The following is a 14,570-nucleotide window of genomic DNA, read 5'->3' as shown; positions in this document are numbered from 1 at the left end:
AGATGAAAAAATCGCTTTTAGCAAGAAATAACGATTTAGCAAATACGCAACGTCAATTGGAAATTTTATCAAACGGAATTTTTGCTGACGGAGAGTTGCCAACCTTTGCTAAAAAAATAAAGGAAACTAATCAGTTTCCACTACGCCCTAAAAAACTAGAAATTTTACAGATTAACTTAGGTTATATGTGTAATCAAGTTTGTGCGCATTGCCATGTTGATGCAGATCCGGATCGTAAAGAAATTATGACGACCGAAACCATGCAGCAATGTTTAGAGGTGATAAAAAAAACAGGAGCGCACACTTTAGATTTAACAGGTGGCGCACCAGAAATGAATCCGAATTTTAGATGGTTTGTAGAAGAAGCGTCAAAAGCAGGAATTACAGATTTTATTGTTCGTTCTAATTTAACAATCATTTTAGCAAACAAAAAATACCACGATTTACCAGCCTTTTTTAAAAAACACAATGTACATGTAGTTTCTTCGATGCCGCACTGGACACGTGGAAAAACTGATAAACAACGTGGTAATGGTGTTTTTGATAAATCTATTAAAGCGCTACAAATGCTGAATGAAGTTGGCTACGGAATGGAAGGTTCTGATTTAAAACTCGATTTGGTTTACAATCCTTCAGGAGCATTTTTACCTGGAGATCAAATGGCATTAGAAAACGACTTTAAAAAGGCGTTGAAAGATGATTTTAACATCAATTTTCACAATTTATTTGCAATTACAAATTTACCAATCAGTCGATTTTTAGATTATTTAATTGCTTCTGAAAATTATGAAGATTATATGTATGCTTTAGTAGAAGCTTACAATCCTACAGCAGTAGAAAACGTAATGTGTACCAACACTTTATCGGTAAGTTGGGATGGATTTTTATATGATTGCGATTTCAACCAAATGTTAAACTTAAAAGTAAACTCTAAAGTAAAACACATTTCCGACTATAACGAAGAATTGTTACAAAACAGAGATATAATTATCAATCAACATTGTTACGGTTGTACTGCTGGCGCAGGAAGTAGTTGCCAAGGTGTTGTTGCATAACAGAGGTTGTCATATCGAGCACAATCGAGATGTTAAGCTATTTAAAATGATAGACTATTTTTGTTATAGTTCTTAAACCTTAGTAAATAAGTTTAGCCCCGATTGAAGCATTTGTTTGAGCTCCTCGCAGAGAGCGAGTGCTGAAAGCGGGAAATAGCTACTAATTATTTTTAACGAGATGAATAAATTTATATTTTTTTCTTACTGATTTCAATAAATTCTTTCTCTCAAAAAAGTTTGAAAAAATTATTGAAGAAACACAATACAGAAAGTGTTTCGTATGTTTTTGTTGATGATTTAAACGAAAAAATAAAAAAAACTTTCGACCCCGCTCAAGGCGACAATAAAACTATTTTATTAGACGCTAGAGAATTAAAAGAATACAACGTAAGTCATCTTAAAAATGCCATTCACGTTGGTTATGATAATTTTAATTTGAGTAAAACCACTGCTAAATTAAAGGATAAAAATGCAACAATTGTTGTGTACTGTTCACTCGGAATCCGATCTGAAGACATTGCTGAAAAACTTCAAAAAGCAGGTTTTAAAAATGTTTATAATTTGTTTGGCGGAATTTTTGAGTGGAAAAACAGCAACAACAAGGTATATACATCCGAAGAAAAAGTAACAGAAAAAGTACATGCTTTTAATAAAGATTGGAGTGTTTGGCTAAAAAAAGGCATTAAAGTTTATGAATAAAAATTTACTTTTAATATTTACAAGAAATCCTGAGTTAGGAAAAGCAAAAACGCGATTAGCAAGGTCTGTTGGCGATAAAACTGCCTTAACGATTTATAAATTTCTACTCGACAAAACTAAAGAAGTTACACAAAATCTTACTTGCGATAAAGCAGTTTATTATTCGGTAAAAGTTCGTGATAATGATATTTGGGATACTAATATTTATCAAAAACATCAACAAAAAGGAGAAAATTTAGGTTTTAGAATGCAAAACGCGTTCAATGATTCTTTTGATGCTGGTTATGAAAAAGTAATGATAGTTGGTAGCGATTTATACGATTTAACACCAAATCACATTAATGAAGCATTCGCTAAATTAAACACTAACGATGTTGTGATTGAGCCTGCAGAAGATGGTGGGTATTACTTACTTGGGATGAAAAAATTACAACCAAACATTTTTCAAAATAAAGAATGGGGAACTTCAACTGTTAGAAAAGATACCCTTAACGATTTACAAAAAGTAACTGTACATTTGTTAGATGAGTTAAATGATGTAGATGTTATTGAAGACATTGAAAATCATGAAGCTTTTCAACAATTTTTAAAATAAACGTCATCTCAAGCATTATTGAGAATTAAAATATTTTTTAATTTAAAAATAGAAGCGCAGCTTTAGAGAGATAATATATTAGGTCTCGACTGCGCTCGACCAGACAATAAAGATGAAGAAACAACAATTACAAGAAACAATAGATTTTTTAAAATCAAACGGAATTACGAATCCTGAAATCGGAATTGTACTTGGTACCGGTTTGGGTAAACTAGTTGATGAAATTTCTATCGAAAAAGAAATTCAATATTCAGATATTCCACATTTTCCACAAGCAACGGTTGAATTTCATTCAGGAAAATTAATTTACGGAACATTATCAGGTAAAAAGGTTATTGTAATGTCTGGTCGTTTTCATGTTTATGAAGGGTATAGCCTTTGGGAAGTTACTTACGGAATTAGAACCATGCACGGTTTAGGAATTTCAACTTTATTAATTTCTAACGCTGCCGGAGCTATCAATCTTTCTTATAAAAAAGGCGATTTAATGCTATTGGAAGATCATTTAAATTTACAAGGCGGATCGCCATTAGCTTTTAAAGGAGCAAACGAGTTCGGAAATATTTTTGCTGATATGTTAGCACCGTATTCTAAAAAAATCAACAGTCAGCTGAAAGGAATTGCAAAAGACAACGACATACAATTGCACGAAGGCATGTATGCAAGTGTAGTTGGTGCACAATTAGAAACAAGAGCAGAATATAGAATGTTACAAATTCTAGAAGCTGACGCTGTTGGTATGAGTACTGTACCAGAAGTTATTGTTGCCAAACAACTAAACTTGCCCTGTGCAGCCGTTTCAGTATTAACAGATGAATGTGATCCAAAAAATTTGCAACCTGTTAATATTGAAGAAATTATTGAAGTTGCCGGAAAAGCAGAACCGAAAATGATTACATTATTTAAAGAATTAATTTTAAAATTATAGAGCCAAGATTTTTACATACAAGAACCAAGATTAATATTAAAAACATCCTGTTTCTTGCCTCTTGATTCTTTCATCTAAAGAAAAAAATGAGTTACCTAGAAACCACACATAACGTTTATAAAGAAGCAGCATTAACACCAGATGTTGGCTTATGCTGTACTACAAACCCAATTTGGGAATTACCAGGATTAAAGATTCCTAAAATTATGCAAGAAATGAATTACGGATGTGGTTCTACTGTTCATGCGCGCGATTTAACTAACAACCCTAAAATGTTATACGTTGGTGTTGGTGGCGGGATGGAACTATTACAATTTGCCTATTTTAACAGAAATAAAGGCGGCGTAATTGGTTTAGATGTAGTTGATGAAATGCTAGAAGCATCTCGCAAAAATTTTAAAATTGCTGAAGAACAAAATGACTGGTTTAAAAGTGATTTTGTTGATTTACGTAAAGGTGATGCCATGAATTTACCTGTGGAAGACAACTCGATTGATGTTGCCGCGCAGAATTGTTTATTCAATATTTTTAAAGAAGACGATTTACAAAAAGCAATTGCAGAAATGTATCGTGTTTTAAAACCAAACGGAAAATTGGTGATGAGCGACCCTACTTGCGAGCAAGAAATGAACGACGAATTACGTAATGATGAACGTTTACGAGCTTTGTGTTTAAGTGGAAGTTTAACCATTGCTAATTATGTAAAAGCCTTAACCGATGCTGGTTTTGGAACCATTGAAATTAGAGCACGTAAACCTTACCGAATTTTAGATCCCAAGAATTACCCAACAGATGAATTAATTTATATAGAATCTATTGAAGTTGCCGCAATTAAAGACCCAATGCCAGCTGATGGCCTTGCGTTTTTACAGGAAAAGCAGCCATCTACTACGGTGACGAAGATTATTTTGATGACGGATTAGGACATACCTTGTTGAAAAATCAGCCATTAGCTATTTGCGATAAAACAGCAGCAGCTTTAAAAGCTTTAGGCAGAGATGATATTTTCTTCTCAGAATCTACCTTTCATTATGATGGTGGTGGATGTTGTTAATCACATACTATAATAAAGAATGAAACCCTTACATATTGTGAGGGTTTTTTGTTTGTTTTTAAGTTACTTTTCTGATAACTTCGCTTAATTCTTAACATTAAGAATTAAAAATCAATATAATTAGCACCAACCCAAAATCACAAAAAATGAAAGTTACAACTGAAAAAAATGAAAAAGTTGCTAATATGATATTTGCATCTATTTATCCCCTTTACTGGAATAGATTAGAAAAAAATGGTAGAACAAAAGAAGAGTTTCATCAAGTAATAGAATGGTTTACTGGCTTTAACGAAACTAAATTGCAATCACTCATCGAAGAGAAGGTAACATTTAGAACGTTTTTTAAGAACGCAAAAATCCATCCCAATGCTTATATGATTAAAGGAGTAGTTTGCGGTTATCGAATTGAAGAAATAGAGAGTGAGTTTGATTTATATAAACAGTGCAGGCGCATGGAAAAACTTATTGATGAATTAGCAAAAGGTCGTAAAATGGAGAAAATTTTACGAGTAGAAAAAAAGTAAAATTGACACTAATAAAGTATAAATCATTGACTTTAGTGACTTGCCTACAGAAACACTTTTAAAAAACTATAACAGCGTAGTAAAAACGCTACAATTTTACCATACAGATTCCGTTTTAAAGCACAATGAAAACACTTAAAAAAACACACCATCAGCTTACTGAAAAGAAAACTTTAATCCGTTTATTAAAATATGTAACGGGTTTGGTTAGTATAATATTTCTATCAATAATACTACTATTCTCTTTGGTGTATTTTGAAGTGTTTGGCGCTTTACCTAACAACGAAAAATTATCATCAATAATAAATGAAGAAGCCTCTTTAATATATTCTTCGGATGATGTAATTATCGGTAAAATTTTTACAGAAAATCGAACCAACATCAACATATCACAAATACCAAATCATTTAAAAGAAGCTTTAATTGCTACGGAAGACAAACGTTTTTATACTCATAATGGTTACGATGGTCAGAGCTATGCAAGAGTGCTATTTAAAAGTATTTTAATGCAAGATGCTTCTGGTGGTGGTGGAAGCACCATTACACAACAATTAATTAAAAACTTATACGGACGAAAGTATCACGGATTTTTAAGCATGCCCATAAATAAGATTAAAGAACTTATTATTGCTAGCAGAATGGAAAATTTATATTCTAAAAACGAGATACTTCAATTGTATTTTAATTCGGTTCCTTTTGGTGAAAATATTTTCGGAATAGAATCTGCCGCTAATCGATTTTTTAATAAAAAGGCAAATGAATTAAATGCCGAAGAATCTGCGGTGTTAGTTGGTATGTTAAAAGCAAACACTTATTACAACCCAAGGTTGCATCCTAAAAATGCTTTAAGCAGAAGAAATATTGTGCTACAGCTTATGAAAAACGAACAGTATTTAAATACCAAAACTACGGATAGTTTACAAAAATTACCACTTACACTAAGCTATAAAAACCTTGATTTAAAAACAACTGCTGGGTATTTTTCTTATCAAGTAAAGAAAAAAGCTGTTAAAATAATAGATAGCATTAATGAAACAAGAAATATAAAACACAATTTAGAAGCCGACGGTTTAAAAATATATACCACGTTAAATTACAGTATTCAAAAAATTGCCGAAAAAGCGGCAAAAGAACAACTAATAGCAAAACAAAAGGAATTAGATAAAGAACTGCAATCGAATATTTTAAAAAATAACTGGTTAAAAAAGAATCGTTTTTCTTCTAAAAAAGACAAACAAAACAAAACCTTTAAGTTGTTTGATTGGGACAGTACTAAAACAATAAAAGGTACTAAAATTGATAGTTTATGGCATTATGCAAAAATGCTTAATGCGGCTGTATTGGTTACAAATCCTAAAAACGGAGCAGTTATCAGTTGGGTAGGTGGAAACAATTTTAAAATACTTCCTTTTGATATGGTTTTATCGCATCGTCAAATAGCTTCTGCTTTTAAACCAATTTTATATGCTACAGCCATAGAAAATGGCATTTCGCCTTGCGACTATTTTGACAACGAAGAAAAAACATATCCCGAATTTAATAATTGGAAACCTCAAAATGCCGATTATAGCTCAACACCCAAGAGTAAAGTTGCGTTATGGAATTCTCTAATCCATTCTATGAATTTACCAACTATCGCTCTTTATTTTAAACTCGAAAAAGAATTGCTAATCAATTCGTGTGAAAAACTACAATTTCCGAAGGTTACTAATAACGCTCCGTCTATTGCTTTAGGAACCTTAGATTTATCATTGTCTGAAATAGCAAAAGCCTACGGTAGCTTTGCTAATAATGGTGCCATGAACGACTTTTACATGATTACTAAAATTACCGATAAAGAAGGTGCTATTATTTATGAAAGTAAAGAGCAAAAAACCGAAGAAGTCTTTAAAAAAGAAACTACTGAGACACTAACAGCCATTTTACAAAAAGCTGTTGACCAAGGCACGGGAGCTAAAATTAGAAACACTTATAAAATTAAAAGTCAACTTGCTGCTAAAACAGGTACTGCGCAAAATTATACCGATGCTTGGTTTCTTGCCTACACCCCCAATATTGTTTTTGGTACTTGGGTAGGAACCTCAACAAATACGATACATTTCAAAAGCGGAAAAGGTTCAGGTTCGTCACTGGCCTTACCTATTGTTGCCAATATTATTAAAGAAATAGAGAAAGACGCCGAACTAAGTAAAAAATACCTAACCAATTTTGATATTCCGGAAGATGTTTACGAATCAATAAAATGCCCTGCTTACAGACAAAAAGGAATTAAAGGTTTTTTTAATAGACTTTTTGGCAAAAAGAAAAAGAAGGAAGACTAGTCTTTACAGCTTTGAAATACTTAATTTTATTTTTAACTTGTTTTCTGATAACTTAGCTAAAGCTGATAAAAAAATCAAGAATCTTTATATAATTAAGTTTGCAAAATATTTAATGAATGATGGATAAAGATAAATTTAGTGATAATTATAATTCTTTACTTAAGTCTTTTTCTGAATTGCTCATTGAACAAGAATCTAAGAAAAGAACTAACTATTACAATAGAGAAAAAACAGAGCTTATTGTTAATAAACTTGGCCATCTTAATACTAAAAAAGTTGGATTAATAATTAATAAAATAGCTGCATATGGATGGTATGCTGATGATTTCTCTTATGAATCAAGTATTGATGTTAATTTGTCTTTAAAATATATATACGGGAATTTCCCTGAGAAACTAGACAGTTATTTCTCAAAACATTATAGTTGTAAGATTGATAAAATAGAACAAAAATTAATATTAAAATACCCTAATAGGAAGTCAATTATATCTGAAGCTTTTTATGCACATAGAAGAGGTTTATACCATTCATCTATTTGTTTGACAATAACATTAATTGATGGAATATGTGATGATGAATATGATTCAAAATTTTTCAAAAACAAAAAGAATTTACCTGAAATAAATTTAAATCTAGACAATTTAAATAAAGAATACTTAGACTTTTTGATCTCACCAATTAAGAAAAAAGGTGTCATAAATGGATGGGAAAAGGAACTACATAAGTATCCCATTAGGTTGAATAGGCACGAAATAATTCACGGTAAAGATGTTGACTATGGAACATTAATTAATTCTTTAAAGATGATATCAATGTTATCATATATAAACTATGTGTTGGATATATTTAAGAGAGATTAATACTTTAGCAAATTAAAAACTATTTATTAAAAGTAATCGCTCGTTTATTCCCTTTCAATACTTCCATCTAAAAAAATTTAAATCAAACACTTTACAAATAAACCTAAGCAAACAACGTAGCAAAAGCCTCTTCTATTTTACCAACTAAAACGAGTTTTATACCGTGGTTTTTAGAAGATATTTTATTGTATTTCGATGCTACTAATGTTTTATATCCTAGTTTTTCAGCTTCTAAAATACGCTGATCAATTTTAGAAACCGGTCGTATTTCTCCTGCCAAACCAACTTCGGCAGCAAAACAAACATTCGGATTAATCGCTAAATCTTGATTCGATGATAAAATGGCTGCAACAACGGCTAAATCTATCGCTGGATCGTCTACATGAATTCCGCCCGTAACATTTAAAAACACATCTTTTGCACCTAACTTAAAACCTGCTCTTTTTTCTAGAACAGCTAAAATCATGTGCAATCTTTTTAAGTTATAGCCAGTTGTAGAACGTTGTGGTGTACCGTAAACTGCGGTAGAAACCAACGCCTGAATTTCGATCATTAAAGGACGAATACCCTCTAAAGTTGATGCAATTGCGGTTCCGCTTAAATCGGCATCTTTTTTTGAAATTAATATTTCAGACGGATTAGATACTTCTCGTAATCCGGTAGATAGCATTTCGTAAATTCCGAGTTCGGCAGTAGAACCAAATCGGTTTTTCTGAGAACGTAATATTCTATAGGTATGATTTCTGTCGCCTTCAAATTGTAAAACTACATCTACCATGTGTTCTAAAATTTTAGGTCCTGCAATGTGTCCTTCTTTATTAATGTGACCAATTAATAATACCGGAGTTGAAGTTTCTTTGGCGAATTTTATCAGTTCTGCGGATGTTTCACGGATTTGAGAAATACTTCCCGGTGAAGCTTCAATAGAATTAGTATGTAAGGTTTGGATAGAGTCAATTACCAAAACATCTGGCTTAACTTCTTCTATATTTTTAAAAATTTGCTGTGTATTTGTTTCGGTAAGTATTAAGCAATTAGAATTTGTAGCTTCTAAACGCTCGGCACGCATTTTAATTTGCGACTGACTTTCTTCACCCGAAACATACAATACTTTTTGCGGGATTTTTAAAGCGATTTGTAACAACAAGGTCGATTTACCAATTCCGGGTTCACCACCTAATAAAACAACAGCACCTTTTACAATTCCGCCACCTAAAACAGTGTCTAATTCGTTATTTTTTGTTTCAACACGTTCTTCTTGATTTAACTGAATATCTTGTACTCTTAAAGGTGTAGCAACTCTTTTTTTGGTACTCTCAGGGCTTTTCCAACTTCTTTTTTCTTCTTTCTGAATTACCTCTTCAACAATGGTATTCCATTCTTTACAAGTATTGCATTGTCCTGCCCATTGCGCATGTTGCGCTCCGCAGTTTTGACAGAAAAAAGTAGTTTTGGTTTTAGCCATTTAAGTTTAGTTGTAACGTTTATAAAGTATCAAAGTTACAAAGTAATATTTAATGCTATTGATTATTTTTAACGTCTGTATAAATTTTATTCTAAAAAAAAGTGAATTCCTAAAATTGAATTCATTTCAGTTTTTAATTTACCAGAGTTATGCGATGCTGAAATAAATTCAGCATGACACGGTAGTATGATTTTTATAATTACGAAAACAGCTTCTTAAACACAGCCGAACAAAAATAGCTTATAACTAAAGTTTATAAAGAAACTGCGTTAGCGATTGAGCGGCATGTTTGAGCTCTTTTTTGTTTTTTCAAAAAAAGCGAGTAGCGAAAGCGCGACCTGCAAGGGAACGCCCTATTACTTTTTATTTTTATTATAGATAGGTAAGAATAAAAATGCTAATCCGCCAAAGACAATAATCATCGCCGTTTGGGCTGTCCACATAATCCAACCAAAAGCGGTTGCTGGTTCTTCTGCAATACCAAATAAAGCTAAGGCACCTGCAACAGCTACCGGATATAAACCGATACCTCCGTTGGTTGCTGCAATACTAAATCCGCCTGCAATAAAACCAATTAAAACACCTCCTAAAGGAACATTTAAACCATTAATTGCGGGTATTGTTGCCCAGAACATTAACACATACATTGCCCAAATAAATACGGTATGAAAAATAAACGCCCATTTATTTTTCATTTTAAATATGCTCATGACACCTTCAACTAAACCTGAGATAAAGTTTTTTATTTTTAGACCAATTCCTGATGTCGCTTTTTTTACATATCTCAAAAAGATAAATCCGGCTACAATAAGAGCTGCTAATATTGCTACTATTTTTAGTGGATTAAAATTCTTTGTTAATAATTCATATATAAAATCGAACTGTACAAATAACGTAATGGCAATGATGCTTAACATCATAATTAAATCTGCCATTCTTTCGGCTACAATAGTTCCGAAGCCTTTTTCAAACGGAATATTCTCGTAATTAGTCATAACTGCAGCACGAGAAACCTCTCCTGCTCTTGGCACTGCATAATTAACTAAATACGCTACTAAAACCGCCATGGTGCTATTACCAAAATCTGGCTTATAACCCATTGGCTCCAGTAAAAACTTCCAACGATATGCTCTAGACAAGTGACTTAAAATTCCGAAGAATAATCCTAAAGCTATCCACCAATAATTTGCCTCTTTAAAATAATCTAGTAAAGTTGCTATAGACACTTTTGACAAAGAGTACCAAACCAAAAAACCTCCCAAAACGAGAGGTAATATAATTTTTAATGTTTTTTTAATATTCAAAATTATGTAAGGGTATTATCTTCTTCGTTAGGAAAAACTAAAGAAGGTTTAAAGTTTTTAGCTTCTTCTAATTCCATAAAAGCGTATACGATAAGTATTAACACATCTCCTTTTGCTACTTTTCTGGCAGCGGCACCATTTAAGGTTATTTCCCCACTATTTCTTGGCCAGGAATTGCATATGTTTCTAAACGTTCGCCATTATTGTTATTCACAATCTGAACACGTTCTCCTTCAATAATTCCTGCGGCATCCATTAAATCTTCATCAATGGTAATGCTTCCTATATAATTTAAATCGGCACCCGTAACTTTTACGCGGTGGATTTTAGATTTTACTACTTGTACTAACATAGTGCAAAAATAGTTTTTTAATGATTAATGGGTTGTTTTTGAATGATTTTATTTTAAACGGATATTATCTATCAATCTAATTTCTCCTGCAAAAACTGCAATAAATGCCCGATATTTATGTTCAGACTCTTTTTTATCGATGGTTTTTAAAGTTTTTTCATTGGCAATCGTAAAATATTCAAGTTCTAACAACGGTTGTTTTTTAAACTGTTTTTTTACCCACTCACTAACTTCACTTCCGTTTTTAGTGATAAATTTTTTCTTTGCTTTTTTTAATGTTTTATAAATAAAAGGAACCAATTCTCGATGTTCTTTTGTTAATCTCGCATTGCGTGAGCTCATTGCTAAACCATCTTTTTCACGGTAAATATCACATCCTTTTATCTTTACCGAAAGTGCATGTTTTTCAACCATCTTTTTGATGATTTGTAACTGTTGAAAATCTTTTTTCCCGAAGTAAGCAACATCAGGTTCCACAATTTCGAACAATGTTTTTACGATAGTTCCCACTCCGTCGAAATGACCATCTCTAAATTCACCTTCCATTTGATGTTCTAATCCATCAAAATTAAAACGTTCTGACACAATGTTTTCACTATATATTTCTTTTACAGAAGGAAAAAATAAAACATCGCAAACAACGCTTTCTAAAAGCTGAACATCGTTATCAAGTGTTTTAGGGTACTTTACTAGGTCTTCTTTCTTATCGAATTGCGTTGGGTTTACAAAAATGCTTACTACTGTAATATCATTTTTTTTCTTTGACTCTTTAACAAGCGACAAATGACCTTGATGCAAGGCCCCCATTGTAGGAATGAATCCAATTGACTTATTAGCATTTTTTATATCTGATAAGAATTCTTTTAATTCTGATTTAGATTTATAAACTTTCATTCTATAATAGTTGGAATACATGCAAAATTAGCAATTTAACACCATTTTAGCATAAATTTTCTTATTTTTGCGTCTTCAATAAAATAGACAGACTTAATGAAGGATAAGAGAATATTATATGTTTCATCGGAGGTAACACCTTATTTACCAGAAACAGAATTATCATCTACTGCATTTAATGTTGCTAAAAACGCACATTCTAAAGGAGTTCAAACCCGTATTTTCATGCCTCGTTATGGGGTAATCAACGAACGAAGACATCAATTACATGAAGTTATTCGTTTATCTGGTATGAACTTAATAATTAACGACATGGATATGCCTTTAATTATTAAAGTAGCTTCAATTCCTAAAGAAAGGATGCAAGTGTATTTCATTGACAACGAAGAGTATTTTAAGCGTAAAGCGGTTTATTCTGATGAAGATGACAAAATGTTTAGCGACAACGACGAACGCATGATTTTCTTTGCGAAAGGCGTTGTAGAAACTGTTAAAAAACTAAACTGGGCACCAGATATTATCCACGTTCATGGATGGATGGCTTCTTTACTTCCTTTATATTTAAGAGAATTTTATAAGGAGGAACCATTGTTTACCGAAAGTAAGATTGTAACTTCGATTTATAATAATAATTTTGAAGGGGAATTGAATGGGGAATTAGCAAAAAAAGTGCGTTTTGACAAAATTGATGAGTCAAAAATAGCAACTGTAGCTACACCAAATCAAATTAACATCTTAAAGAGTGCTATTGAAAACTCAGATGCTATTGTAAAAGGTAGTGAAGTATTGCCTGATGAAATTAATGCTTTTATTGATGAAAAAAGTACTAAAATTTTAGAATTTCAATCAGAAGAAGTACTAACTGAGGCATATTTACAATTTTATAAAGAAAACGTTTTAGAATTAAGCGAATAATAACAATATAAATGATTAGAAAAATTGGTGTTTTAGGTATTAGTATGCTATGTTTTGCAGCTATAATATCATGTGAAAAAGATTTTAACAACGTAGGAAACGGAGTTGTAAATAACACAAAATTTGAAACAGGTGAAGTATTAATTGATGTAGAAATTGAACAAATTGACATATCCGACTTGAATGCAAACCCTTTATATAATTCAGTTAGAGCAGATAATATTAGTATCGGAACACTCGGAGAATATTGGCTAGGTGTATCTAAAGGTGACAATTACAAAACGATTGAAGCATCTTTTGTTAGTCAATTGTCTTTACCTACTGATTTAAAAATTCAAGATGTAAAACCAGCTACTGAAGATGGAGATTTAGATTCTATTTTTGTACTTGACAAAGTAGTACTTAAGTTGCCATATACAGCAACGAGTATTGGAAAAGAAAGTGATGGAAAACCTAAATTTAGATTAGACTCTGTTTTAGGAGATCCAAATATTGCTACTTCATTAAAGGTTTTTAAAAACGGAACTTATCTAAACACATTAGATCCTAATAATCCTGCAAATTCAAATAGCTTTCAATCTAATCATTCTTATATTGAAGATGGTTTATTAAGCGAAAATGCTGGATTCACATTTAAGCCTAGTGCGATAGATACCATGTTAATATTAACTAGAAATATTAGCAACGGGAATACTTATCAAGATACAGTTAAATTGGCAAATAAAGCCCCTTTTTTAACTATCCCTTTAGAAAAAACAGAAATGGAGAGTCTTTTTTGGGATAAATTTGAGGGAGGAGAGTTTTCTGATTTAGAATCTTTCAATGCTCATTTTAGAGGTTTAATTGTTAAAGCTGAAGGTAGTAACGGAGCTATGGTTCCTCTTAGTTTATTAGGAGTTAATACTTCTGCTAGCCTTGATTTTCACTATACCATTACTACTTTCGAAAAAGAAGCTGGACAAGCTGTTTTAGCCTTAAAAGACACTTTACCTAGAACTTATTCTTTTCCTTTATCGGGTATAAGAAATAGTATGTATAAAATGACAGCGCCTACTGTTGCGGCTCCTGCTAATAACTTTACTATTCAAGGAACTGCGGGAACTATGGCTAAAGTAACAATTTTAGATAATACAAAGCTTCAAGAATTAAGAGATAATGATTGGTTGGTTAATGATGCTACTTTGTCTTTTTATGTTAATCAAACAATTAACACCGATAATAATACAATACCCCAAAAGTTATTTCTTTATCAGAATAAAGATAATGGAAGTGGAGGAGTATCCCCTACACATATTTCAGATGCTTATACTGAAGCAGCAAGTTTTGGTGGTTCTTTAGAGTCATCTGATACTACGCCTGAAAAATATTCTTTTAGAATTACTGATTATCTCTCAAATTTATTAACACAGAGTGAAGAAGCAACCATTGATCCATTAATTTTAAAAGTATATAACACTACTGATACGCCGACAAATTCGGCATCTGTTAGTTCATACAATTGGAATCCTAGAGGGGTAACATTACAAGATGGTGATGAAGCTGCAAACGGAACTAGAAGGGCTGTTTTAAAAATATCATATTCTAAAGAAAAATAAGATTTTACT

At 31.9% G+C, this 14,570-nt stretch carries 12 protein-coding genes and 2 pseudogenes; 10 read left to right on the top strand and 4 right to left on the bottom strand.

What is annotated here, in order from left to right:
* The first annotated feature begins 2 nt into the window (after positions 1–2).
* From arsS to PG912_RS00945, 8 genes and pseudogenes are all read left to right on the top strand, one after another.
* Complete coding sequence (gene arsS, locus PG912_RS00980; protein ID WP_275688130.1) at positions 3–1,055, top strand: arsenosugar biosynthesis radical SAM (seleno)protein ArsS; 1,053 nt, start codon at positions 3–5, stop codon at positions 1,053–1,055.
* A 249-nt stretch (positions 1,056–1,304) separates the two neighbouring features.
* Entirely contained in the window at positions 1,305–1,754 is a 450-nt protein-coding gene (locus PG912_RS00975) for a rhodanese-like domain-containing protein (RefSeq protein ID WP_275688129.1), read from the top strand.
* A complete protein-coding gene (locus PG912_RS00970) occupies positions 1,747–2,349 on the top strand; it encodes a TIGR04282 family arsenosugar biosynthesis glycosyltransferase (RefSeq protein ID WP_275688128.1) in 603 nt (200 codons plus the stop codon). Before PG912_RS00975 ends, PG912_RS00970 begins: the two co-directional genes overlap by 8 nt.
* Before the next feature lie 112 nt (positions 2,350–2,461).
* Positions 2,462–3,277, top strand: coding sequence for a purine-nucleoside phosphorylase (locus PG912_RS00965; RefSeq protein ID WP_275688127.1), 816 nt, complete (start codon positions 2,462–2,464; stop codon positions 3,275–3,277).
* Positions 3,278–3,363: 86 nt separating this feature from the next.
* A pseudogene (gene arsM, locus PG912_RS00960) lies at positions 3,364–4,331 on the top strand (arsenosugar biosynthesis arsenite methyltransferase ArsM).
* A gap of 146 nt (positions 4,332–4,477) precedes the next feature.
* Positions 4,478–4,855 (top strand): DUF2200 domain-containing protein, encoded by a 378-nt coding sequence (locus PG912_RS00955; protein ID WP_275688126.1) that lies wholly within the window; start codon positions 4,478–4,480, stop codon positions 4,853–4,855.
* Positions 4,856–4,980: 125 nt separating this feature from the next.
* Entirely contained in the window at positions 4,981–7,176 is a 2,196-nt protein-coding gene (locus PG912_RS00950) for a transglycosylase domain-containing protein (RefSeq protein ID WP_275688125.1), read from the top strand.
* A gap of 116 nt (positions 7,177–7,292) precedes the next feature.
* Positions 7,293–8,036: a hypothetical protein gene (locus tag PG912_RS00945; RefSeq protein WP_275688124.1), complete on the top strand. Its 744-nt coding sequence runs from the start codon at positions 7,293–7,295 to the stop codon at positions 8,034–8,036.
* A 103-nt stretch (positions 8,037–8,139) separates the two neighbouring features.
* Here PG912_RS00945 and radA read toward each other — a convergent pair whose 3' ends face one another.
* The 4 genes and pseudogenes from radA to panC all read right to left on the bottom strand — a co-directional run bounded on the left by radA (position 8,140) and on the right by panC (position 12,051).
* Positions 8,140–9,501, bottom strand: a complete 1,362-nt coding sequence (radA, locus tag PG912_RS00940; RefSeq protein WP_275688123.1) for a DNA repair protein RadA — start codon at positions 9,499–9,501, stop codon at positions 8,140–8,142.
* A 356-nt stretch (positions 9,502–9,857) separates the two neighbouring features.
* Positions 9,858–10,805, bottom strand: a complete 948-nt coding sequence (locus PG912_RS00935) for a lysylphosphatidylglycerol synthase transmembrane domain-containing protein (RefSeq protein ID WP_275688122.1) — start codon at positions 10,803–10,805, stop codon at positions 9,858–9,860.
* A 2-nt stretch (positions 10,806–10,807) separates the two neighbouring features.
* A pseudogene (panD, locus tag PG912_RS00930) lies at positions 10,808–11,157 on the bottom strand (aspartate 1-decarboxylase).
* A gap of 48 nt (positions 11,158–11,205) precedes the next feature.
* A complete protein-coding gene (panC, locus tag PG912_RS00925) occupies positions 11,206–12,051 on the bottom strand; it encodes a pantoate--beta-alanine ligase (protein WP_275688121.1) in 846 nt (281 codons plus the stop codon).
* A 96-nt stretch (positions 12,052–12,147) separates the two neighbouring features.
* Here panC and PG912_RS00920 point away from each other — a divergent pair, with 96 nt between their 5' ends.
* Positions 12,148–12,966, top strand: a complete 819-nt coding sequence (locus PG912_RS00920) for a glycogen/starch synthase (RefSeq protein WP_275688120.1) — start codon at positions 12,148–12,150, stop codon at positions 12,964–12,966.
* Positions 12,967–12,977: 11 nt separating this feature from the next.
* Positions 12,978–14,561, top strand: coding sequence for a DUF4270 family protein (locus PG912_RS00915; RefSeq protein ID WP_275688119.1), 1,584 nt, complete (start codon positions 12,978–12,980; stop codon positions 14,559–14,561).
* Positions 14,562–14,570: the final 9 nt, after the last annotated feature.

The sequence above is a fragment of the Tenacibaculum retecalamus genome, assembly GCF_027941755.1.
Taxonomy (GTDB): domain Bacteria; phylum Bacteroidota; class Bacteroidia; order Flavobacteriales; family Flavobacteriaceae; genus Polaribacter; species Polaribacter haliotis_B.
The sequence above is the reverse complement of the archived record's forward strand: the minus strand, read 5'-3'. Positions and strand labels throughout refer to the sequence as shown.